The 22219-nt window shown below is 61.3% G+C and carries 17 protein-coding genes, 1 tRNA gene and 1 pseudogene; 13 read left to right on the top strand and 6 right to left on the bottom strand.

Translation table 11 applies throughout. The features are described from left to right. Positions 1 to 3 precede the first annotated feature (3 nt). Positions 4 to 2100 carry a hypothetical protein gene (locus AXF15_RS02175; protein WP_066602691.1) on the top strand — a complete coding sequence of 699 codons (2097 nt, stop codon included), beginning with the start codon at positions 4 to 6 and terminating at the stop codon, positions 2098 to 2100. 45 nt (positions 2101 to 2145) lie between these two features. Here the strand turns inward: AXF15_RS02175 and AXF15_RS02170 are convergent, their stop codons facing one another. The 5 genes and pseudogenes from AXF15_RS02170 to AXF15_RS02150 form a co-directional block, all read right to left on the bottom strand. Further along, positions 2146 to 2871: an energy-coupling factor ABC transporter ATP-binding protein gene (locus AXF15_RS02170; protein WP_066602686.1), complete on the bottom strand. Its 726-nt coding sequence runs from the start codon at positions 2869 to 2871 to the stop codon at positions 2146 to 2148. Next, complete coding sequence (cbiQ, locus tag AXF15_RS02165; RefSeq protein ID WP_066602683.1) at positions 2864 to 3634, bottom strand: cobalt ECF transporter T component CbiQ; 771 nt, start codon at positions 3632 to 3634, stop codon at positions 2864 to 2866. Before cbiQ ends, AXF15_RS02170 begins: the two co-directional genes overlap by 8 nt. Further along, a complete protein-coding gene (locus AXF15_RS02160; RefSeq protein ID WP_066602680.1) occupies positions 3627 to 4196 on the bottom strand; it encodes a cobalamin biosynthesis protein CbiL in 570 nt (189 codons plus the stop codon). Before AXF15_RS02160 ends, cbiQ begins: the two co-directional genes overlap by 8 nt. A 13-nt stretch (positions 4197 to 4209) precedes the next feature. Then, positions 4210 to 4809, bottom strand: a complete 600-nt coding sequence (cbiM, locus tag AXF15_RS02155) for a cobalt transporter CbiM (RefSeq protein ID WP_066602677.1) — start codon at positions 4807 to 4809, stop codon at positions 4210 to 4212. A gap of 237 nt (positions 4810 to 5046) precedes the next feature. Then, positions 5047 to 5817: pseudogene (locus AXF15_RS02150) on the bottom strand (DUF4198 domain-containing protein). Positions 5818 to 6171: 354 nt separating this feature from the next. Between AXF15_RS02150 and argF the strand changes: the two are divergent. The 4 genes from argF (at position 6172) to AXF15_RS13245 (ending at position 10951) form a co-directional block, all read left to right on the top strand. After that, positions 6172 to 7068, top strand: coding sequence for an ornithine carbamoyltransferase (gene argF / locus AXF15_RS02145; RefSeq protein WP_066602675.1), 897 nt, complete (start codon positions 6172 to 6174; stop codon positions 7066 to 7068). A 73-nt stretch (positions 7069 to 7141) separates the two neighbouring features. Further along, positions 7142 to 8353 (top strand): argininosuccinate synthase, encoded by a 1212-nt coding sequence (locus AXF15_RS02140; RefSeq protein WP_066602673.1) that lies wholly within the window; start codon positions 7142 to 7144, stop codon positions 8351 to 8353. Positions 8354 to 8356: 3 nt separating this feature from the next. Next, positions 8357 to 9748, top strand: coding sequence for an argininosuccinate lyase (argH, locus tag AXF15_RS02135; RefSeq protein WP_066602666.1), 1392 nt, complete (start codon positions 8357 to 8359; stop codon positions 9746 to 9748). 69 nt (positions 9749 to 9817) lie between these two features. After that, complete coding sequence (locus AXF15_RS13245; protein WP_083517801.1) at positions 9818 to 10951, top strand: amidohydrolase family protein; 1134 nt, start codon at positions 9818 to 9820, stop codon at positions 10949 to 10951. Here the strand turns inward: AXF15_RS13245 and AXF15_RS02130 are convergent. Beyond that, positions 10936 to 11029, bottom strand: a tRNA-Sec gene (locus AXF15_RS02130). The genes AXF15_RS13245 and AXF15_RS02130 overlap by 16 nt on opposite strands. A gap of 211 nt (positions 11030 to 11240) precedes the next feature. Between AXF15_RS02130 and ftsH the strand changes: the two genes are divergently transcribed. The 8 genes from ftsH (at position 11241) to asnS (ending at position 21954) form a co-directional block, all read left to right on the top strand. After that, positions 11241 to 13130 carry an ATP-dependent zinc metalloprotease FtsH gene (gene ftsH, locus AXF15_RS02125; RefSeq protein WP_066602664.1) on the top strand — a complete coding sequence of 630 codons (1890 nt, stop codon included), beginning with the start codon at positions 11241 to 11243 and terminating at the stop codon, positions 13128 to 13130. After that, the gene (folP, locus tag AXF15_RS02120; protein ID WP_066602661.1) at positions 13127 to 14002 is read left to right on the top strand and encodes a dihydropteroate synthase; all 876 of its coding nucleotides are present in this window, start codon (positions 13127 to 13129) and stop codon (positions 14000 to 14002) included. Before ftsH ends, folP begins: the two co-directional genes overlap by 4 nt. Further along, positions 13996 to 14751, top strand: coding sequence for a diadenylate cyclase CdaA (cdaA, locus tag AXF15_RS02115; RefSeq protein ID WP_066602657.1), 756 nt, complete (start codon positions 13996 to 13998; stop codon positions 14749 to 14751). The genes folP and cdaA overlap by 7 nt, the downstream gene beginning before the upstream one ends. 38 nt (positions 14752 to 14789) lie before the next feature. Continuing rightward, positions 14790 to 15665 (top strand): CdaR family protein, encoded by an 876-nt coding sequence (locus AXF15_RS02110; protein ID WP_151192253.1) that lies wholly within the window; start codon positions 14790 to 14792, stop codon positions 15663 to 15665. Positions 15666 to 15678: 13 nt separating this feature from the next. Continuing rightward, positions 15679 to 17028 carry a phosphoglucosamine mutase gene (glmM, locus tag AXF15_RS02105; protein WP_066602653.1) on the top strand — a complete coding sequence of 450 codons (1350 nt, stop codon included), beginning with the start codon at positions 15679 to 15681 and terminating at the stop codon, positions 17026 to 17028. Positions 17029 to 17056: 28 nt separating this feature from the next. Next, positions 17057 to 17929, top strand: a complete 873-nt coding sequence (gene galU / locus AXF15_RS02100; RefSeq protein WP_066602651.1) for a UTP--glucose-1-phosphate uridylyltransferase GalU — start codon at positions 17057 to 17059, stop codon at positions 17927 to 17929. A gap of 248 nt (positions 17930 to 18177) precedes the next feature. Then, entirely contained in the window at positions 18178 to 20484 is a 2307-nt protein-coding gene (gene priA, locus AXF15_RS02095) for a replication restart helicase PriA (protein ID WP_066602648.1), read from the top strand. 87 nt (positions 20485 to 20571) lie between these two features. Next, positions 20572 to 21954 (top strand): asparagine--tRNA ligase, encoded by a 1383-nt coding sequence (gene asnS, locus AXF15_RS02090; RefSeq protein ID WP_066608570.1) that lies wholly within the window; start codon positions 20572 to 20574, stop codon positions 21952 to 21954. Positions 21955 to 22219 lie beyond the last annotated feature (265 nt).

Here is a 22219-nt window from a genome sequence, read left to right as displayed (position 1 = left end):
ATCATGACCCAAGCCTTCCTGCGCCCTCTGCGCGAAGACATTGACATCCATCCGGCTCCACCGCGCGAAAATGGTGAGCCGTGCTGGACCTTGCACGACATCACGGCAAACCGTTTTTTCTCCATAGGTTTGGACGAGTTACTCATTCTCAAGCATTGGAGTGCGGGCAATCCGGAACTGGTGGCACGGGCTGCGTCCGGTGAAGCGGCCCGCGCCATTCCGGCCGGACAGGTGGAGGAACTGGCCGCTTTTTTGGCCCGGAGCCAGCTTTTGCAGGCTTCCAGCCCCAGAGATACGGAGTATTTGCTGACCCTGGCCCGGCGGCGGGATCAGGGACTGCTGAAAACGATTTTACACACCTACCTGTCTGTACGCGTTCCGCTTGTGCGACCGCAACACATGCTGCGGACCATGCTGCCGTACATCTCCTGGCTGTTCAGCCCTCTTTTTCTGATGCTTACGGTTTTGGCGGGATTGTGCGGCTTGGCGCTGGTGTCCGTGCGCTGGGATGAATTCACCTCGTTTCTGCCGGACATGCTCACGCCGCCGGGTATTGTCGCCATGCTTCTGGCTCTGGCCGCAGCCAAAATTCTGCACGAGTTCGGGCACGCTCTGACGGCCGTCCGTCACGGCTGCCGAGTTCCGGCCATGGGGTTGGCCATCATCGTCGGCTACCCTATGCTCTACACCGACGCCACCGATGTCTGGAAGCTGCCCAGTCATCGTTCCCGGCTGTATATCAGTCTGGCCGGGCTGGGAGTGGAGGTGATGGTGGCCGCCTGGGCGCTGCTGTTCTGGAATCTGGCGGAGCCCGGCCATCTGCGTGACGCACTGTTTCTCTTCGCCGGAGTGACCTGGCTTATCAGCTTGGCTGTCAACCTGAGCCCATTCATGCGTTTTGACGGCTATTATCTGCTCATGGATCTGTGGGGTATTCCCAATCTTCAGACCCGGGCTTTCGCCCTGGCCTCCTGGAAACTGCGCGGCCTGCTCTTCCGGCTGGACCAGCCTGCCCCGGACAGTGCGCCCCTGCGGACCCGGCGGCTTATGATCGTTTATGCCGTGTGCACCTGGCTATACCGCTTTTTTCTGTTTCTGGGCATTGCCCTGCTCGTGTACGCTTTTTTCTTCAAAGTGCTGGGAGTGCTGCTCATGGCTGTGGAGATCGGTTGGTTCATTCTTTTGCCCGTGTGGAGGGAGGTGCGCGTCTGGCGGAGCCTGCGCGAACACGCTGCTGTGCGTCCCGTGGTCCCCTTTGTGCTGGCTGGTTTTTTTGCCGTGTTTCTGTTCATGCCCTGGCCTCGCACCGTGAGTATGCCTGCCATGCTGCAACTGCGAAACGAGGTCCACTTGTATGCGCCCCACGGGGGCCGGGTGGAAGAGTTCTCCGTGCGTCCCGGAGATCTTGTGTCCGAAGGGCAGATTCTGGTCAGACTGAGCAGTCCGGAGCTGGAGCGCGAAGTGGAGTCGGCCGGCTTCCGGCTGGCGCGGCTCGAACAGCAGGTTTCTGCCGCCAGTATGGAAGGTGGAAACAACGCGGAATTGTCTATTCTGCGTGAGGAATTGCGTGCGGCACGGGCGGCCCTGCGTCAGCGCGAGGATGAGATAGCCCGTCTGGCCCTGACCGCACCTCGGTCCGGCAGGGTCATGGCGGCGGATGAGACGGTGCGCCCCGGCGCGATAGTGGCGCGGGGGCATGAACTGCTGCTTGTGGCCACTCCCGGGGTGTGGGAGATTCACGCTTTGGCCGAAAGTGATGATTTCTCCCGTCTGACCTTGGATCAGAAGGGCCGTTTTCTGCCCGAAAATCCAGGGCTGTCTGCCGTGCCCTGCGTCATCCGCAAACTGGATACCTACGCTGGCCGCACTCTGGAATGGCCGCTTCTGGCCGGAGTCAATGGCGGTCAGATCGAGACCACGATCCAGGACGGCCTGGTCATGCAGGTACCGCGGCATCGGGTTTTCTGCCTGCCCGAGGGTGAGGTCGGCGCTCAGACCCGTATCCGGGGCGTAGTGGCGGTCCGGGTCTGGACGGAGTCTCTGGCCCGGCGGGTCTGGATCAACCTGCGCGTGCTCTGGGAGCGGGAGCTCAGCTTTTGACCCGGTACTTGCCCCCTGTGACGGCTTCTCAGGAGGTCGTGTCGCCTAACGGTGCTGATGGGGCATGTCGCCCAGAGGATGGGCGTGGGTGTGTGCGTGGGTCAGGTACGGCGTGCGGGCCAGCTGCCCGCCGCTTTGTACGGTCAGGTAGCTGCCGGTGGTCCGGGCCAGAAAATCCCAGTCGTGGGAGATGATTATCCGGTCCGTGGGAAGGGCGGTCAGAATTTCTGCCAGCCGGTCTCTGGTGGCCGGGTCCAGATCGTTGGTGGGTTCGTCCAGCAGCAGAACCCGTGGCCGCATGGCCAGAATTGTGGCCAGGGAGACCAGCTTTTTCTCGCCGCCGGACAGGTGATGGGTCAGGCGGTCCTCGAAGCCGTCAAGGCCGAGGCTCCCTAAGGTTTCCACGGCCCGCCGGCGGGCTTCTTCAGGGGCAAGGCCCAGATTCAGCGGGCCGAAGGCCACATCGTCCAGCACGGTAGGATTGAAGAGCTGGTCCTCGGCGTTTTGCAGCACCAGGCCGATTTCCCGGCGCACGGCCCGGAAGTCCTTTTCTCCGCTGACGGGACGGCCATGAAAGAATATCCGTCCGGAGCCGGGAGTAAGCAGGCCCGTGATCAGATGGAAGAGCGTGGTCTTGCCGCTGCCGTTCGGGCCATACAGACCGATTTTTTCTCCGGCCCGGAAGGCGAAGGAGACGTCCCGCAGTACCGTCCGGCCTGAAGGATAGGCAAAGGAGACATGCTCCAGAGCAAAAACCGGGTGTTCAGACACTGGCCGCTCCCATCCCCATGAATTCGACGGTCAAAAGGCCCGCCGTCAGCCCGAGAAAGCACGCGGCGGCAGCGGCATCCCGCGAGCGGGCCGCGAACCGCCGCACCGTCCGGAACCGTCCCGTAAATCCGCGCAGCAACATGGCCTGATAGACCCGCTCCGAGCGGTCGAAGGCGCGCACCAGCACCATGCCGAAGAGAAAGCCGAGCGTGCGGTACGTGTGCATGTTCGTCCGGGGAATGAAGCCGCGCAGTTTCGCGGCGGTCAGCAGCCGCTGCCATTCTCCGGTCAGAACGTGCAGATAGCGGTAGGTGAAGAGAAAAAGGAAGACCAGCCTGGGCGGAGCTCCCAGGCGGTCCAGAGCCTGTCCGATGGTGGCCGAGTCCATGGTGGCCACCAGAGCCAGGAACGCGAAGAAGATGGCGTTGGCCTTGAGGGTCACCAGCCAGACCAGTGCCACGCCTTCCCGGCTGACCGTGAGGGGGCCGATGGCGGTAAGCGTCTCTCCGGGCATGGTGAGGGGTACCACCGCCCACAGAAAGAACAGGAACATGCTTACTGCCGCCGTGCGGCGCATCAGGGGAGGCACGGGCGGGCGGCTCAGGCCCAGCAGCAGCGCGGCGCAGAAAAGCCCGGCCAGGGCCGTTTCGGGCCGCCGGGCCAGGGCGACGGTCAGGGAAAAGATCGTGGCCATGACCAGGCGGAAGCGGGGATCCAGTGTATGCAGAAAAGACGGACCGGCGCTGAAGGGCTCGTCAATCACGCGGACGGCTCCGGAAATAGGCGGCCACTCCGGCCAGTCCGAAAATCCAGCCGATGCCGCCCACAATTTCGACCACGCCGGGGCCGGATTGTCCCAGCACGGCGCGTTTGATGGGCGCGAGTTTGGCGTCCAGAGCCGCGTTGACCACAGCCTCCACATCGTCCCTGGTCAGTCCGCCGGGTGCGGCGTTACCCTGGGCCTCCGCGGGGGCGGGTGTGGCTGGTGCAGCCGAAACCAGCTCCCCGGCTTCCACTGTCCATTCATTCTGGTGACCTTCACCGGCGTTGATCCGGATCCGCAGCCCGCTCCCGGCGGCGCGGGCTTTCTCAGGCACGGGGAAGCGGAAAAAGCCCTTGTCGTCCGTCTTCCCCTGCAGAAGTTCCTCGCCGCTGATCGAATCGAAGACATTGATCTGCCCGTCCCGGACCGGGCTGGATGTGCTGAAAACGCATTCCACCAGCACGTCGCTTCCTTCCACATAGGCGAAGATGTTGACCCGGTGGGCCATGGCCGGGGCTTGGGCCGTCAGGGCCAGAAAAAGAGCCAGCAGGAGAACGCTCATCTCGACCTCCCGGTCAGGAAAAAGAAAGAAGTTCGGGGCGGACCTTGGCCAGAAAAGGGACGATCAGCGCCGTCATGACACCCTCGACCACCATGATCGGAATGTGGGCCAGAAAAAGCAGCCGGGCCGACTGGAGAAAGCCTTCATCCGAGAACGCCAGGGACAGGGCGGCCAGCAGCGCCGTTCCGGCCACGGCCAGGGCGCCGCAGCAGAACGAGCCGATTACCCGGGTCCGTCCGGAGCGCAGCATCATGGGCCGGAACAGATAGAAGCACAGCACCGCGGGGCCGGCCACATTGAAGGTGTTCACGCCCAGCACGGTGATGCCGCCGAACTGAAACAGCACGGCCTGAAGCAGGAGTGCCGTCAGAATGGCAGGAAAGGCGGCCCAGCCCAGAATGGCGCCGAGCAGGCCATTCAGGATGAGATGGGCGCTGGACAGTCCGATGGGCACGTGAACGAGAGAGCCCACGAAAAAGGCCGAGGATAGAATGGCCACGGTCATGAGCCGGTCGTAGTCCAGACGGCGCAGGCCGATCGCCGTGCCCACGGCGGTCAGTGCCGCACCGGCCCCGAGCATGGCCGGAGAAAGAGCGCCTTCGGAAATGTGCATGTGTACCTCTTTGATTGCAGCCATGACGGGTTAACGTGTTATTGCGGCGAGTGCTCCACCGTTTTTACGGCATGGTTTGCTCTTATGTCCATCCGTCCCGCTTCAGGATTTTTCCCGACCGCCCGGCAGGCCGCTGTCGTTGTGCCGGAAAATGACGATTTCCGGACCTCGCCGTTTCTCTGTCAGAGGAAGCGGCGTTCTGTGGCACGCCGTCTTATGGAATCCGCAGAGCGTTTGTTACTTGCGGACGGGTTCCAGAAATTCCGTCCACAGCACGGCCCCCAGCTCCACATCCTTGGGCGCGCCGTCGCGGTTCATCTTTTCCGGCGCGGTATTGAGCGCCGCAAAGCCCCACCATCCGGCAAAAGGCACGCCGTAGGTGAAGACGCCGTCGGCATCGGCACGGATAACCTGCGTGATCATGTGGTCGTTGGGAGCTTCGTATTTTCCGTCCCTGTTGTAAAACTCCACTTCCACCTCGGCCCCGGGCACTGGCTTGCCGTCCAGCAGCACCCGGCCCTGAAACACGTTGTCGGCGTAGTTGCCGAAGGGTCTGGTCAGGGGCACGATTTCCGTCTTCAGCCCCGCGGGCTCATCCCAGCCGTCTTCCCCGCCGAAGGCGGCCACCACGGTCTTGGTGTAATGGATGATGAAACAGTCTTCGGCCGGTTCCCAGTAGGGCTTGGGCTCCATCACGAACTGGTATGCTCCGGGTTTTTTCATGACATAATGGGCGGATCAGCCTTCATAATCCATGACCTTGACCGGTTTCAACCCGGCGGTGAGATCTTCGACCCGGCCGTTTACGAAGACTTTGAAGGATGCCGGAGCGGCCAGAGGCATGCCGGATATTTCCATGGAATGGGAAAAGGAGAGGGTCAGATCGATGGCTGCATCCTTCTTTTCCATGGCCGTGCTGGCCGAGGGGATGACCATGCCGAAATGGGCCTGAGCAGGGGATACGGCGAGAACGGTCAGTAAAAAGACAAGCAAAGCGAGCCAGCGCATAGTTGCCTTCTGAGTGAATGATAATGGGAAAATTGGCCTGTTAATAACATGGATAATTAGAATATGTTACTTTTGGCGAGGCTATTTCCTTTTTCTTCGTACTGTCAATGAGAGCGTACGATCACAAGGCAGAAGCCCAGCCATCTGTATTCCCTGATTTGCTTGCCGTTCTGATTCAGCCTCTTGAGACCATGCATTATATTTTGGGTTTGCCCCGGATTTCTTATGGCGCGGACATCCTCTCACGAATCACGAAGTTCCTTATGCCGCATGTCCGCAGCCGCACTTTACAAACATGGGTCAGGATTTGTAGGCATTCTCTTTTCCCACAATGAGCAGAAGACTGGAGACGCCATGAAGCATTTCTTGTCCATCCTGGATCTCAAACCCGAGGAAGCCCTGAGTCTTGTGGTCCGGGCCCGCGAAATGAAGCGGGAAAATTACCGTTCCACCCTGCTGTCGGGAAAGGTGCTGGCCATGATTTTCGAAAAGGCCTCCACCCGGACCCGGGTTTCCTTTGAGGTCGGCATCCGCCATCTGGGCGGGGACACCATTTTTCTGACTCCGGCCGATTCCCAGCTGGGTCGCAGCGAGCCCCTGAAGGATACGGCGCGGGTGCTGGCCCGGTATGTTCAGGGCATGGTGGTGCGCACCTTTGCCCAGAAAAACGTGGAGGACTTGGCCCGGTTCGGCGGCATCCCGGTCATCAACGCCCTGACGGACCTGTATCATCCTTGCCAGGTCATGAGCGACATGCTCACAATTTCCGAACTCGCTGATAATTTCAGGGATCTGACCATCGCTTGGGTGGGCGACGGCAACAACATGGCCCATTCGTGGATCAATGCCAGCATCTATTTCGGTTTCACCCTGAACGTGGCCTGCCCCGGGGACTACATGCCGGACACCCTGGTGCTGGAACGGGCTCTGAGCATGGGGGCGAGGGTTTTCGTCACGGACGAACCCAAGACCGCCGTGGCCGGAGCCCATTTCGTGAATACGGACGTTTGGGCCTCCATGGGGCAGGAGGCGGAACAGAAAAAGCGGGAAAAGGCTTTTGCCGGTTACTGCCTGACCGATGAACTGCTTTCCCTGGCCGATCCCGGCGTGAAGGTGCTGCACTGCCTGCCCGCGCATCGGGGCGAAGAGATCACCGAGGCCGTGTTCGAGAGCGCGCGGTCCATTGTCTTCGACCAGGCCGAAAACCGCCTGCACATGCAGAAAGCCATTCTGGAGTGGGTGTTTTCGTAGGGCCTGCGGCGCATTTCTGGTCGGCCCCCATAACCATAAATTTTCCCGCGCTGTTCGCGGACAGGAGCATGCCATGAGCAAGATAGAAAAAGTCGTACTGGCCTATTCCGGCGGCCTGGACACTTCCGCCATCCTGAAGTGGATCAGGAAAAATTACGATTGCGAGGTCATCACCATGACCGCCGATCTGGGGCAGGGCGAGGAACTGGACGGTCTGGAGGAAAAAGCCCTGAGCACCGGAGCCAGCAAGGCTTTTGTGGTGGATTTGCGGGAAGAATTCGTAGCCGATTACGTCTTCCCCATGTTCCGGGCCAATGCCGTGTACGAGGGGGGCTATCTGCTGGGCACGTCCATCGCCCGGCCCCTCATCGCCAGGAAACTGGTGGAAATCGCTCTGGCCGAGGGCGCGCAGGCCGTGGCCCACGGCGCTACGGGCAAGGGCAATGATCAGGTCCGTTTCGAGCTCTCCACTCTGGCCCTGGCTCCGCATCTGAAGACCATTGCCCCCTGGCGGGAATGGGACCTCAATTCCCGGTCACAGCTGCTGGCCTTTTGTCAGGAAAACGGCATCCCCGTGCCCGTGACCCGTGAGAAACCCTACTCCTGCGACCGCAATCTGCTGCATCTGAGCTTCGAGGGCGGGGAGCTCGAAGATCCGTGGTCCGAGCCGGGGCCGGGCACCTATGTCATGAGCGTCAACCCGGAGCAGGCCCCGGATGCGCCCGAGGAAATCACTCTGGAATTCGAGCAGGGAAACCCTGTGGTTTTAAACGGCGAACGTCTTTCCCCGGCCGGAATGCTCGCGGCCCTGAATGCTCTGGGCGGCAGGCACGGCATCGGGCGGCTGGACATCGTGGAAAACCGCTTCGTGGGCATGAAGTCCCGCGGGGTGTACGAAACGCCGGGCGGCACAATCTTGCAGCGCGCCCATCGCGATCTGGAAGGCATCTGCATGGACCGCGAACTGCTGCATCTGCGCGACTCGCTCATTCCGCGCTATGCCGAGATGGTCTACAACGGCTACTGGTTCGCGCCCGAACGCGAGGCCTTGCAGGCTCTCATGGACAAGGCCCAGGAAACGATGACCGGCACGGTGCGCCTTAAGCTCTACAAGGGCGGCGTCTATCCGCTGGCCCGCAAGTCGCCGTATTCTCTGTACAACCCGGCTCTGGCCACCTTCGAGAAGGATGAAATCTACAACCAGGCCGACGCGGCGGGTTTCATCCGCCTGAACGGCCTGCGGCTCCAGGCCCGGCGGGCCTTCGCGGACCGGCTGAAGAGGTAAGACATGGCGGCGGAGAAAAAATTGTGGGGCGGCCGGTTCGCCGAGAGCACGGCGCCGCTGGTGGAGCGGTATACCTGTTCGGTGGGCTTCGACTCCCGGCTGTATGCCCAGGATATCAGCGGCTCAAAAGCCCATGCGTCCATGCTGGCGGCCCAGGGCGTCATCACGGCGGCCGAGCGGGATGCCATTCATCGCGGTCTGGACCAGATCCGCACCGAGATCGATACGGGCACCTTCGCTTGGCGGCAGGATCTGGAAGACGTGCACATGAACATCGAGCACCGCCTGACCGAGATCATCGGCGCGCCGGGCCAGAAACTGCATACCGGCCGTTCCCGGAATGACCAGGTGGTTCTGGATTTCCGGCTGTTCGTGGCCGATTGCCTGAAGGAATGGTCCGCGCAGCTGCTCGCTCTCGTCCGGGTGCTGGCCCGGCGCGCCGAAGAGCATCAGGATGTGCTGCTGCCGGGGTGTACCCACTTCCAGCCGGCCCAGCCCGTCAGTCTGGCCCATCATCTTCTGGCCTACGCCCAGATGCTGCGCCGCGACCACGCGCGTCTGGCCGATGCGCTGAAGCGGGTGCGCGTGTCTCCTCTGGGAGCGGCGGCTCTGGCCGGGACCACGTATCCTCTGGATCCGCCGCAGACGGCCGCAGCCCTGGGCTTTGACAGCGCTTTCTCCAACAGCATGGACGCGGTTTCGGACCGGGATTTCGTCCTGGAGGCCGTGTTCTGCGGCAGCCTGATCATGATGCATCTGTCGAGGCTGTGCGAGGAGATCATCATCTGGGCCAATCCGCGCTTCGGCTTTGTGCGCTTACCCGACGCCTATTCCACGGGCTCCTCCATCATGCCGCAGAAGAAGAACCCGGACGTGGCCGAACTCATGCGCGGCAAGACGGGCCGGGTTTACGGGGATCTGACGGCCCTTCTGACCATCATGAAAGGACTGCCGCTGGCCTACAACCGGGACATGCAGGAGGATAAGGAACCTTTTCTGGACACGCATGACACGGTGTCGCCGTCTCTGGCCGTCATGGCCGGAATGCTGGCCGAACTGGAATTCGATGCGAAAGCCATGCGGGACGCTTTGCGCTCCGGGTTTCTGAATGCCACAGAACTGGCCGATTATCTGGCGGCCAGGGGCGTGCCTTTTCGTCAGGCCCATCACATCACCGGAGCGGCCGTGGCTTTTGCCGAAAAGTCGGGCAAGGGGCTCGAGGAGCTGAGTCTGGACGAGCTGCGGGGCTTTTCGGAACTGATCGGGGAAGACGTGTTTTCCGTGCTCGGCCATGATGCGGCCGTGGCCAGACGCCGGACGTCCGGCGGCACGGGCCCTGATCCGGTGCGGGCTCAGCTTGCGGATATTGCGGCCTGGCTGGAAGAGAATGAATAGGGCCGGGGCATTCCAAAAGTTTTTGAAAATTCGAGGCGGCGTGTGCCGCCTTTTTTGTGGACTTTGCGGATGATTGACGGCGTCTGGCGCGCGGCGCGCATTCTGACCATGAATCCGGCTCTGCCCGAGATCGCGGACGGCGGCTTGGCCGTGGCGGGGGGGCGCATCGTGGCCATCGGGCCGTGGAAAGAGGTCCGGGATTGTGGCCCGGCACACGATCTGGGCAGTGTGGCCATCGTTCCCGGCCTGATCAACGCCCATACCCATCTGGGTCTGTCCCACCTGTCCGGCCGCATTCCGCCCGGCCTGGGATTTGCGGCCTGGGCCGATCGCCTCTTCGCCCTCATGAATGAAAAGACAGACGCCGCCGCAGTGGAACGGGCCGTGGCGCGGATGCGGGCCGGAGGCGTGGCCTGCGTGGGGGATGTGACCGGCCGGGATGCAGAGCTGGTGCGCGCGGCTCTGGACCGGCAGCGCGTGGCCGGCCATCTTTTCCGGGAATGGACGGGTTCGGGGCGCAATGTGACCCCGCGTCCGCTGCCCGGAGCGTGGAGCCTTGCCGTCCATGCCCTGTATTCGTGCCATGCTGATCTGGCTCGGCGCGTCAAGGCATGGTGCGGACAGCGGCGTCTGCCGTTTTCCCTGCACCTGGCTGAAGTGCCGGGCGAGAACGAGCTTTTCCTGACCGGTGGAGGAAAACTGGCCGAATTCGTCCGTTCACGCCGCATTCTGCCTTCGGGATTCGTGCCGCCGGAACAGCGCGTTGTCCCTTTTGCCCGCTCTTTGGGGCTGCTGGATAACCGTTCCCTGGCCGTGCATTGCGTGCGGGTGAACGAGGAAGATGCGGACATTCTGGCGCACAGCGGCGCGTCCGTGTGCCTGTGCCCGCGCAGCAACACCTGGATCGGCGTGGGCCCGGCCCCGGCGGCCATGCTCCATGCGGCGGGCGTGCCCCTGTGCCTGGGGACGGATTCTCTGGCCTCCGCCCCGGACATGGAACTGTGGGCCGAACTGCGGACCGTCCGGGCCATGCTGCCCGGCGTATCCCCTATGGGGCTCCTGGAGCTTGTGACACGCAATCCGGCCCGGGCTTTGGGAGTGGAGGCGGATTTCGGCAGTCTGGAAGCGGGCAAACGGGCGGCCTGGGCCGTGCTGCCGGAAGATTTCGGCGGGATGGCGGAAGGAAATGGCGGAGGCGTATAGGGGTCGAACCTACCGAAGATCTCTCGACCTTCCACCGGTTTTGAAGACCGGGCCGCTCACCGGAACGAACACGCCTCCCTCCATGCGGACTTCGTGCCTATCAGCGCGGTAAACGATGATCAAGCCTTTCCGTGGATCGATCGGAAAAGTGCCGGCGGCCGCGAAAATTTCCTTGTCATTCTGAAAACCGGCCTTAACAATCGGAACTTGTTTCGTTAGGACGGCTTATTCCCGAAGATGACCGGGCGCTGCGGCTGCCGCACGTCCCGGGTTATGGAGGTTTCTTCTTTTGAACAATATTTCCAAGAATCTGGTGCTCTGGGCCGCTATCTGTATGATCATGATCGTCGTGTTCAACATGTTCAACAAGCCCCAGAATGCACCCAATGATCTGAATTATACGGAATTTTTGGCCAAAGTCCGGAAGAACGAGGTCGACAGCGTGAAAATCCAGGGCGCGCGGGTCACGGGTACCCTGGTGGGCGGACAGCGTTTCTCCACCTATACCCCCAACGATCCGACCCTGGTGGATACGCTGGTCAGGCACAATGTGCAGGTCAAGGCCGAACCTCTGGAGGAAGCCCCCTGGTACGTGACTGTGCTTGCCTCCTGGTTTCCCATGCTCTTGTTGATCGGCGTGTGGATATTCTTCATGCGCCAGATGCAGAGCGGCGGGGGCAAGGCCATGTCTTTCGGGCGTTCGCGGGCCAAGATGGTCACTCAGGAAGAGACCAAGGTCACGTTCGCCGACGTGGCCGGCGTGGACGAGGCCAAGGAGGAATTGCAGGAAGTCGTCGATTTTCTGAGTAATCCCAAAAAATTCACCCGCCTCGGCGGCCGCATTCCCAAAGGGGTGTTGCTGGTGGGCTCTCCGGGCACAGGCAAGACTCTGCTGGCCCGCGCCGTGGCCGGAGAGGCGGGGGTGCCCTTTTTCTCCATTTCCGGCTCGGATTTCGTGGAAATGTTCGTGGGTGTGGGCGCGGCCCGGGTGCGCGATCTGTTCATCCAGGGCAAGAAGAACGCGCCCTGTCTTATTTTCATCGATGAGATCGACGCCGTGGGCCGCCAGCGCGGCGCGGGACTGGGCGGCGGCCACGACGAACGCGAACAGACTCTGAACGCCATGCTGGTGGAAATGGACGGCTTTGAATCCAACGAAGGCGTCATCCTCATCGCCGCCACCAACCGGCCGGACGTGCTCGATCCGGCCCTGCTGCGGCCGGGGCGTTTCGACCGGCAGGTGGTGGTGCCCAATCCGGATTTGCAGGGCCGCAAGCGCATCCTCGAAGTGCATGCGCGCAAGACGCCGCTTTCTCCCGAGGTGGATCTGGAGGTTCTGGCCCGGGGCACTCCCGGATTCTCCGGAGCCGATCTGGAAAACCTGGTCAACGAGGCGGCCCTGCACGCGGCCAAGCTGAATCAGGACAAGGTGACCATGCGCGATTTCGAGGAGGCCAAGGACAAGGTCATGATGGGCAAGGAGCGCCGCTCCCTGATCCTGAGCGACGAGGAAAAGAAGACCACTGCGTATCACGAAGCCGGGCACACCCTGGTGGGCAAGTTCCTGCCGGGCACGGACCCCGTGCACAAGGTGACCATCATCCCCCGCGGCCGGGCTCTGGGTCTGACCCAGTACCTGCCCGAGGACGACCGGCATACCTATTCCAAAACCTATCTGGAGAGCGCTTTGGCGGTGCTTTTCGGCGGCCGCGCGGCCGAGGAGCTGGTGTTCAGTTCTCTTACCACGGGCGCGGGCAACGATATCGAGCGGGCCACGGACATGGCCCGGCGCATGGTCTGTGAATGGGGCATGAGCGAGGAGTTCGGCCCCATGGCGCTGGGCCGGAAGAACGACGAAGTGTTTCTGGGCCGGGACATGGCTCACGTCCAGGATTACAGCGAAGACACGGCCCGCCGTGTGGACATGGAAGTCAAACGCATTCTGAGCGAGGCCTATGACACGGCCATGACCATCCTGCGGGACAATATCGAACTGTTGCACTCCCTGTCCTCGGCGCTCATCGACCGCGAGACCCTGACCGGCGAGGAAGTGGACAGAATCATCAGGGGCGAGACTCTGCCGCCGCAGACCCCGGAGAAGGCTCAACCCCCGGCGCAGGAAGAGGTGTCGGAGGAATCCTTCACTCTGGACGAGGGCGGCAGCGGGGAAGAAGCATGAGCCGCAGGGAGAGGAATTTCGTCTCCTGGAGCCTGTGCGGGGGCAGGACTCTTGGTCCGGCCCCTTTTTTTGTGGCGGGCATTGTCAACGTAACTCCCGATTCTTTCTATGACGGCGGAGTTTCGGCGGAAACCGGCGCTGCCGTGGACACGGCTATGCGTCTGCTCGATCAGGGCGCGGACATTCTCGACATCGGCGGGGAGAGCACGCGCCCCTTCGCCGAACCCGTGTCCGAAGCCGACGAAATGGCCCGCGTGTTGCCCGTGGTCCGGGCTGTGGCGCAAAATCGTCCCGAGGCCGTGATCTCCGTGGACACGACCAAGGCCGGGGTGGCGAGGACCGTACTGGAGGCCGGGGCGCATATCATAAACGACGTCTCGGCCTTGGAGGCGGATCCGGCCTTGCTGGACGTTGTGTTGCAATACAGGCCCGGTTATGTGCTCATGCACAGTCAGGGAGATCCGCGCACCATGCAGCTTGAGCCCAAATACGGCGACGTGGTCGACGACATCCGCGAGTTTTTTTCCGTCCGGCTGGCCCATCTCGTCCGGCAGGGCCTGCCGGAGGAGAACATCGTGCTCGATCCGGGTATCGGCTTCGGCAAGCGGCTGGAGCACAACCTGGAGATTCTGCGGTGGATCGACCGGTTGGCGGAATTCGGGCGGCCGGTTTTCATGGGGCTTTCCAACAAATCCCTGTGGAGAGATCTGCTCGGCCGCGAAGGACGCGAACGCAACGCGGCGACGCTGGCCGCGACCGCCGTGCTTTACCGGATGGGCGTACGCATCCACCGGGTGCACGAGGTCCGCGAGGCGCGGGACGCTCTGGCCGTGGCGCATGCTCTGGAAACCCGGGAGTCTGGAACGTGCTGAACTTCGCCGTGGGAAATTTGCAGGTCACGTGGCGGGACATCCTGGATGTCGTGCTGGTCGGATACATTTTTTTCCGGCTCATCCTGCTGATCAAGGGCACAAGGGCCGTGTCCGTGGTTTACGGCCTGCTTTTGGTGGTCATCGCCTATTTCGCGGCGGGCCAGTTCGGCCTGTACACGCTCAACTGGCTGCTCGGGAATTTTCTGGGCTCCATTTTTCTGGTGGTCATCATTCTTTTCCGCCGGGACATCCGCAAGGCTCTGGCGGCCATGGGCGCGACCACCATATTCAAGAAGGATGCGGTCCGGTCCGAGGTGCTGGATGAACTGATTCTGGCTCTGGTGCAGATGGCCAAGACCAGAACCGGGGCCCTCATCGTCATCGAGCGCAATATCTCCCTGAGTGACGTGGTTTCCGGCGGCATCGAGCTGGACGCGCTGTTCAGCAAGGATCTGCTGCTGACCATTTTCCATCTGGATACGCCCCTGCATGACGGCGCGGTGATCATCCGGGACAACAAAGTGCATGCCGCGGCCTGCATTCTGCCCCTGGCCGTGGGTCTCAAGCATGAGGCCTCCCTGGGTACGCGGCACAGGGCCGCCATCGGTGTAACCGAGGAAACGGACGCCGTGGCCCTGATCGTGTCTGAAGAGCGGGGCAGCATCTCCCTGGCCGTGGGCGGCAGGATCACCAGCGGCCTGAACGAGGTCCGCCTGCAGAAAGTGCTGGGCGCCGCACTGAGGAAATGATGAAGGACAACTGGCAATACAGACTGCTGGCGCTCTTCATGGCGCTGATATGCTGGTATGTGGTTTCCGGCCAGGAAAAGGTGGAGACGTGGCTGGAGGTGCCGCTTGATTTCGTGAATCTGCCGCAGCGGATGAAGATCGTTTCCGGGGCGGGCAAGGTACAGGTCCGTATCCGGGGGACCAGCAGCCAGATCCGGGCCATCAACATGAACCGTCTGGCGTATAAGGTCGATCTCGCGGATATCCGTCCGGGGGAAAACATCATCCCCTTGCTTCCGGAAAACATGAGTATCGTCTCGGCGGTGGATGTGGTGGAAATAAGCCCCAGCAGACTCGAACTGGTCGCCGATACCATTGTTTCCCGGAATTTTCCCGTTCATCTGGATTGGGAGGGATTGCCGGCGGAGGACATGCGCTTTCGCAACGCCACCCTGAGCCCGGAACAGGTCACGGTCACGGGTTTCGCTCATTCTCTGGATGGCCTGAAGCATATTTCCACGGTGCATATCCGGGTCCCCTCGGACGGCGGGCTTTCGGCTTCGGGGCGGGCCCGGCTGGTGCTGCCGGAAGGCGTGACCTCGGAAGTCACGTCGGTGGACTATACTCTTGCCTTTTCCCCGATGACCCAGGCCATCTGGGTCAAGATGAATCTGGAGCCCGTCGCGCACGAAGGCTTCACGTACACTTTCGATCCCAAGTTCGTGCGCGTGCAGCTGGATGTTCCGGTGCGCCTGCTGAGGGACAAGAACTGGCGGGAGACGTTGCGCCTGTTCGTGGACCCCGGCGGAGAGCCGTCTGCCGGCCGCAGCCGGATTCGTCCCAGATCCGAGTTTCCCGAGGGCGTGCGCATTCTCGAGATGAAGCCGGAGGATGTCGAGATTCTGGTGCGGCGCACTGGAGAGTCCGGCGGATAGCAATGGAGGATTGATGGGCAGATTGTTCGGAACCGACGGTGTCAGAGGCCGGGTCAACATGTACCCCATGCAGCCGGAACTGGTGGTTCGCCTGGGATTGGCTGCCGGGCAGTATTTCCGCAAGGGCGACAAGCGTCACCGGGTGGTCATCGGCAAGGACACGAGGCTTTCCGGCTATGTCTTTGAATCCGCTCTGACAGCGGGATTCTGCGCGGCCGGGATGGATGTTTTTCTGGTAGGCCCGCTGCCCACCCCGGCCATCAGTTTTCTGACCCGCAGCATGCGGGCGGATCTGGGCGTGGTGATTTCAGCCTCGCACAATCCTTACATGGATAACGGCATCAAGTTTTTCGACAAGGACGGCTTCAAACTGCCCGACCAGGTGGAAAACGAAATGGCCGAAATGATCACCAGCCCGGATTTTTCCTGGGATTACCCGGCCTCCAATCAGGTAGGGCGGGCCAGGAAAATTCAGGACAGTCCGGGTCGGTACATCGTTGAACTCAAACACAGCTTTCCGGCGGGCATGACTCTGGACGGCCTGCGTATCGTGCTGGATTGCGCCAACGGAGCCTCCTACCGGGTGGCGCCGCTCATTTTCGAGGAACTGGGGGCGGAAGTCTTTTCTCTGGGCGTGGACCCGGATGGGCTGAACATCAACAAGGGCTGCGGCTCTCTGCATCCGGAGCTGGTGGCGGCCAAGGTACGTGAACACAGGGCCGATATCGGCCTGGCTCTGGACGGCGACGCGGACCGCCTCATCGTGGTGAACGAACGGGGCAAGGTGCTGGACGGCGATCAGATCATGGCCGTTTGCGCCGGGGATATGCTCGACCGGGGGACATTGCCCAGCAAAACGCTGGTGGCCACGGTCATGAGCAACATGGCCCTGGAAGTGTTCATGAACGAGCGTGGCGGGCAGCTGGTCCGGACCAGGGTCGGGGACAGATACGTCGTTGAGGAAATGCGCCGGGGCGGCTATGTTCTGGGCGGAGAGCAGTCCGGACACATGGTGTTCATGGAACACTCCACCACGGGAGACGGCATTCTGGCCGCGCTGCAATTGCTGCGGGTCATGGTGGGCAGGCAGCGTCCCATCTCCGAAATCGCGGGCCTGCTGGAGCCGTATCCGCAGAAGCTGGCCAATGTGTGGGTCAAAAAGAAGGTGCCCTTTGAGGAGGTTCCCGACATTCAGGACGCGGTTCACCGCGCCGAAGAGAAGCTGGGTAAGACCGGCCGGGTGCTGCTGCGTTATTCCGGTACCGAAGCTCTGGCACGGATCATGGTGGAGGCGCAGGATCAGAATCTGGTGGACGAGCTGTGCGCGGAACTGGTTCAGACTGTCGAGCACGGCCTGAGCTGAAATTTTTCCGAACAACAAGGAGCATCATATGCAGGTACGCAAAGTAGTCATCCCCGTGGCCGGATGGGGAACCAGATCACTGCCGGCAGTAAAGAACGTGCCCAAGGAAATGCTGCCTATATTCCGCAAGCCGTCCATTCAGTATATTGTGGAAGAGGCCATTGATTCGGGGCTTTCCGATGTGGTTTTCGTGAACAACCAGACCAAGCGCATCATCGAGGACCATTTCGACTACAATCTGGCTCTGGAGCAGCTGCTTGAGCGTAAGGGGCAGAAGAGCCTGCTGGAAGAAGTGCGCAAGGTGGCCGAAATGGCCAATATCATCGTCGTGCGCCAGAAAGAGGCCCTGGGGCTTGGGCATGCCGTGCTGCGCGCCAAAAAGGTGGTTCAGGACGAGCCGTTCGCGGTCATGGTCGGTGATGATCTCATGTTCAACCGGGATCCAGGCATGAATCAGGTGCTCGATGTCTGGAAGAATGAGCGCATGCCCGTGGTCGGCGTCATGGAAGTGCCCCGGGACAAGGTCAGCCGCTACGGCATCATCGACGCGGAGGAATATGCCCCCGGCTTGTATCGCATTCGCGGGGTCAAGGAGAAGCCGAGCATGGAGAACGCTCCGTCCCGGCTGGCCGTGGTGGGGCGCTATGTGCTCACCCCGGAAGTCTTCAATCATCTGGAGGCGCTCACTCCCGACCAGACCGGAGAAATTCAGCTGACCGACGCACTGGACGCTCTGGCCCGGCAGAATCGCCTGCTGGCCGTGAAGTTGCGGGGACAGCGCTTCGATGTGGGAGACTGGGTCGATTACCTGACGGCCAATATCTATTTCGCCTTGCAGGATGAGGACCTGCGCTATGATCTGATTGACAGGCTGCGGGAGCTCATTCCGGCCGCGCGGTAGAAGGCCAGAGGACGGCCGGGCCGCTCTATAAGGAGCCCTCGGCGGGTTGCAGTTGCGGGCTTCGAACCTTGGAGCTTGGAAAGCTGCAGGTACTGATTTTGGGGTAGAGGGAACGGGAATATCCGTTCCCTTTTCCATTCCGAAGAGATGATTCATGCGGGAGCCGTGGTGGACAAGCTAAATGGTACAGGGCGGGGGGGGATACGCCTTTGTCGGACCGCGAAACCGGGAGGCGCGGTTCTCGAAGCATGATGTACTGTTCCGTGCTGGTGCTGGGCGCTCCCTACGCGCTGCTGATCTATTCCCTGCCCGACGATCTGCCCCGTTCTGTCTGGAATGTGGGCGGCCGGGTGCTGGCGCCTCTCGGCCGTTCCTGGCGGATGGGCATTCTGGCGGAGATGGATGTCCGTCCGTCGGAAGGTCTGGATGTCCGTCCACTGCTGTGGCCCGTGGACAGAACGCCGCTTTTCTCCTCCGGCTATCTGGATGTGATCCGCGATCTTGCCGTCCGGCAGATGGAGCTTCCGGGTAAAATTCTGTCCCGGGTGCTGCCTGCCGGGCTGCGGGACATGCCTGTGTTCAGAACAGCAGACGGTCATTTGCTGGAGATGCCGGAGCTGGCAGTCGGCTCCGGACGGCGGGAGCTGGGAGCGCGCTGGGCTGCCGGGGAGATTTTTCCCGTTCAGAGAGCGGAACGGGGGGAACGGCTTTTTTCTCTGGTTTCCGAACCTCCATGGCCGGTCAGGCCCCAGGCCGCGATGCAGCTGGCCGTACTGAGGTTTCTCGATGTCCACGGCGTGTCTTCATCCAGAACACTGTCCGCGAACCTGGGCAAGAACACCTCGTCAGTTCTGAACACCTTGCTGCACAAGGGACTGGTGCGCGAGGTTGTCTCGCAGTTCGAGGCGGAAAGCACACCTTCCGAGGCCGGGCCGGTGTTGCGTCTGAGTGCCGAACAGTGCGCGGCCGTGGAGGAGTTTGACACTCTGCTGCGCTCGCCTCGCCCGGAAACGGGACTTCTCTTCGGCGTGACCGGAAGCGGCAAGACAGCCGTGTACCTGGAACTGGTCAGACGTTGTCTGGACGCGGGGGGCCACGCGATGCTGCTCGCTCCGGAGGTGGGCATTGCTCTCAAGCTGCACGCCGATGCGCGGGCCGGATTGCCGGGTCGTGAAATCCGCCTGTATCATGGCTATCTGAATGGCGCACGGCGGCGGCAGCTGTTCACGGAACTTGCAGAAGCCGATGCTCCCCGTCTGATCGTGGGGACGCGGTCATGTCTTTTTCTGCCCGTAGCTCCGGGGCTGATCATTCTGGATGAGGAGCATGACGCCTCCTTCAAGCAGGAGGAGGGATTCGTGTATCAAGCCAAGGAGCTGGCCTACGGCCGTGTGGCCCGGACCGCCGGCCTTCTGCTGATGGGTTCGGCCACGCCGGATATCAAGATTTTCCATGCCGCGCGCGAGGGACAGGTGCATTTGGCCCGACTGGATTCCCGGGTGGGGGGCGGCTCGCTGCCGGCCGTCGAACTGGTCGATCTGCGTGCGGAACCGCCGTCGGACGGACCGTTTACCGCTTCCGTGAGCGAGGCCATGCTGGGCGTCATCGCCGAGGGCGGACAGGTCATCATCCTGCATAACCGCCGGGGTTTCGCGCCGGTGCTTTTTTGCGATTCCTGCTCGGAGTCCGTCAAATGCCCGCACTGCCAGGTTCCCATGACCCTGCACAAGCGCCGGGAGCTCCTGCTGTGCCATTACTGCGGTCACAGCGTACCGTTTCCCGCGCCTTGTCCGCAGTGCCGTTCACATCTGCTGCTGCCTCTGGGTGAGGGCACCGAGCGGCTGGAGGAGTTTTTGCGCGACAGGCTGCCCCGGGGCACCAGAGTACTGCGTCTGGACCGGGACGTTTCGCGCCGGGCCGGAGCCATGCAGGAAGTTCTGGACGCCTTTGCCCGGCGGGAAGCCCAGGTGCTGGTGGGTACGCAGATGCTCAGCAAGGGGCACCATTTCCCCGGCGTGACGCTGGTTGTGGTGGCCGACGGGGACCTGGGCTTGAATCTTCCGGACTACAGGGCTACGGAACGGTGCTTCCAGATGCTGGTGCAGGTGGCGGGCCGCGCGGGCCGGGGAGATGCGCCGGGACGGGTGCTGATCCAGACCAGAAATCCTGATCACTATTGCTGGCAGTATATTCTGCGCAATGATTACGAGGGATTTTACTTCAGGGAAATCGCTTTGCGCAGGGCCATGGGTTATCCCCCTTTCGTCAGACTGGCGCTGGTGAGGCTGTCTCTGCCCATGGCTGAGCCGGAAGGAACTGTGCTGACGGAGTTCTCCCGGCATCTGCGGCGGCTGGGGCAGGAAGCGGGAGTGCGTGTCCTTGGCCCGGCTCCGGCACCGCTGGCCGTTCTGCGCGGCCGCAAGCGCTTTCATTGTCTGCTGAAGGGTGGTTCGTGGTCCGAGATACGGGGGGTCTTCGCTGGCGTGCGCAAGGCGTTGCAAAAGGAGAAACATGCCCGTCTCTCCGTGGATCTTGATCCGTTGGATATGATGTGAATCAAGCGACGGTTCCCCTGGGTATTCATGGGCAGGGGAGATGGAGCTTTTGGATATTTCGTGGCCTGGCTGCCAATTTTGAGGTGCGTGATGAAAAAGAGAATCGCCGATATTCTGCTTTCCGATTCCCCCGCTGACCGTATGGAAGTCTGGGGCTGGGTGCGGACCAAGCGCGAAAGCAGAGATTTTGTTTTTTTAGAAGTGAATGACGGCTCCTGCCTGAAAAATCTGCAGGCGATCGTGTCGGCGGATACGGTTGGATTCGATCTGCTGGATCGGGCGTCAACGGGAGCCGCGGTACATCTGGAAGGTTCGCTGGTGAAATCTCCGGGGCAGGGGCAGCGCTGGGAGTTACGGGCCAGACGCCTGGAGATCCTGGGTGAGGCCGATACTACATATCCGCTCCAGAAAAAACGGCATACGGATGAATTTCTGCGGACCATCGCCCACTTGCGTCCCCGGACCAACAAGTACGGGGCATTGAACAGAATCCGGGCGGAACTGGCTTTCGGCGTGCACCGCTTTTTTCACGACAACGGTTTTTTCCACGTGCACGCGCCCATCATTACCGGGTCGGATTGCGAGGGCGCGGGCGAGATGTTTCAGGTCACCACTCTCGATCTGGGCAATGTACCCAGAAAAGATGGCAAGGCGGATTTCGGGCAGGATTTTTTCGGGCGGGAGGCGTCACTGACTGTTTCCGGGCAGCTGGCAGCGGAAAATCTGGCCTGCGCCTTGGGGCGGGTATATACGTTTGGGCCGACTTTTCGGGCGGAAAACTCCAACACCCCCAAACATGCTGCCGAATTTTGGATGATCGAGCCGGAAATGGCCTTTGCCGGTCTCCCGGATAATATGGATCTGGGCGAGTCCTGCGTAAAGTGGCTGATTGGTCACCTGCTGGACAACTGCCGGGATGATCTGGAGCTTTTCGGCAACTTCGTGGACAAGGATCTGTTTGCCACGCTGGACAACATCGTCAGCCAGTCTTTTGTCCGAATTCCTTACACCGAGGCTGTGAACATTCTGAAGGCCGCCTCCAGAACTTTCGAGTTTCCCGTGGATTTTGGGGCGGACCTGCAGACAGAGCATGAACGCTACCTGACTGAAGAGTATTTCAAACGGCCGGTCATCGTTTTTGATTACCCCAAGGAGATCAAGGCATTTTACATGCGTCTCAACGACGACGGCAAGACCGTGGGCGCCATGGATGTACTGGTGCCACGCATCGGAGAACTCATCGGCGGCAGCGCCAGGGAAGAGCGCTTGTCCGTGCTGGAAAGGCGTATTGAGGAACTCGGATTGCCCAAGGAAGAATACTGGTGGTACATGGACCTGCGCCGGTACGGTACGGTTCCCCATGCTGGTTTCGGAATGGGCTTTGAACGTCTGCTTATGCTGGTCACGGGAATGGCGAATATCCGCGATGTGATACCGTTTCCCCGGACGCCGCGTCACTTGGTGTTTTAGAATTTTCCTCTTATATTTTGTGTAGTTGTGGTATTTTTGATATATTTGAGAAGAAAGTGATTGACAATTTGGGTTGGGGTTCTTTAGAGGGCATTTCCCCGCTGAGTGGGAGAGTTTTTGTCAGCGGGTCTGTTTTTGAATTCAGTTTTTTTTCAGAAATTAGTTGACAGGTTTATATAGTTTGATTTAGTTAGGTTTTTCCGCGAGTCGGGGAGGTTCTTTGACAAATAAATAGCGAGTTGGGAGTGCGGCTGTAAGCCGCATG

The organism is Desulfomicrobium orale DSM 12838 (assembly GCF_001553625.1).
Taxonomy (GTDB): Bacteria; Desulfobacterota; Desulfovibrionia; order Desulfovibrionales; family Desulfomicrobiaceae; genus Desulfomicrobium; species Desulfomicrobium orale.
This window is presented reverse-complemented; position numbering and strand designations above follow the sequence as displayed.

Bases quoted from the DNA above. Each gene is read 5' to 3' on its own strand.
- AXF15_RS02175 (WP_066602691.1), top strand. From the start codon at position 4: ATGACCCAAGCCTTCCTGCGCCCTCTGCGCGAAGACATTGACATCCAT.
- AXF15_RS02160 (WP_066602680.1), bottom strand. From the start codon at position 4,196: ATGAGCGTTCTCCTGCTGGCTCTTTTTCTGGCCCTGACGGCCCAAGCC.
- cbiM (WP_066602677.1), bottom strand. From the start codon at position 4,809: ATGCACATTTCCGAAGGCGCTCTTTCTCCGGCCATGCTCGGGGCCGGT.
- argF (WP_066602675.1), top strand. From the start codon at position 6,172: ATGAAGCATTTCTTGTCCATCCTGGATCTCAAACCCGAGGAAGCCCTG.
- AXF15_RS02140 (WP_066602673.1), top strand. From the start codon at position 7,142: ATGAGCAAGATAGAAAAAGTCGTACTGGCCTATTCCGGCGGCCTGGAC.
- argH (WP_066602666.1), top strand. From the start codon at position 8,357: ATGGCGGCGGAGAAAAAATTGTGGGGCGGCCGGTTCGCCGAGAGCACG.
- AXF15_RS13245 (WP_083517801.1), top strand. From the start codon at position 9,818: ATGATTGACGGCGTCTGGCGCGCGGCGCGCATTCTGACCATGAATCCG.
- folP (WP_066602661.1), top strand. From the start codon at position 13,127: ATGAGCCGCAGGGAGAGGAATTTCGTCTCCTGGAGCCTGTGCGGGGGC.
- AXF15_RS02110 (WP_151192253.1), top strand. From the start codon at position 14,790: ATGGCGCTGATATGCTGGTATGTGGTTTCCGGCCAGGAAAAGGTGGAG.
- glmM (WP_066602653.1), top strand. From the start codon at position 15,679: ATGGGCAGATTGTTCGGAACCGACGGTGTCAGAGGCCGGGTCAACATG.
- galU (WP_066602651.1), top strand. From the start codon at position 17,057: ATGCAGGTACGCAAAGTAGTCATCCCCGTGGCCGGATGGGGAACCAGA.
- priA (WP_066602648.1), top strand. From the start codon at position 18,178: ATGATGTACTGTTCCGTGCTGGTGCTGGGCGCTCCCTACGCGCTGCTG.